The organism is Halorubrum sp. SS7, assembly GCF_005435055.1.
Classification (GTDB): Archaea; Halobacteriota; Halobacteria; order Halobacteriales; family Haloferacaceae; genus Halorubrum; species Halorubrum salinarum.
Genome location: NZ_SGXV01000395.1, coordinates 1 through 373, shown reverse-complemented (window position 1 = coordinate 373; position 373 = coordinate 1). Strand labels below are relative to the sequence as shown.

The window sequence follows — 373 nt, the reverse complement described above, 5'->3', positions numbered from 1 at the left end:
TCTGCTCGGAAGCTCATTCATCGGAATCGCCGTCGGGTTCTCTGCGGCGGTGTCGACGCAGACGCGCGCCCTCATCGGTGGACTCGCGATATACGTGCTGTTCATCCCAGTCTGGTCTGTCGCGGAACTCCCGCTGTCACTCTGGCTGACCGCCGCGGACCCATCGTGGCTTCCCATCACCGGACAGGAGCTGTACACGCTGCTCAGAGTCGGGCGACCCTCCGGTGCGTTCGGAGTCATCACCGACATCCTGCTTCAGTCTGGTGAGATCACGGGCACTCAGCGGCGGATCCAGATATCTGCGGCAGCGATGATGGTTTTCTGGACTCTCGCACCCACGCTGGCCGGCCTCTGGAAGTTTGAGGCCGACGAT

The 373-nt window shown here is 62.5% G+C and carries 1 protein-coding gene; it reads left to right on the top strand.

The genetic code is table 11. The features are described from left to right. On the top strand, nt 1–373 hold a 373-nt coding region (locus tag EXE44_RS18545; RefSeq protein WP_158293513.1), incomplete at both ends, for an ABC transporter permease subunit.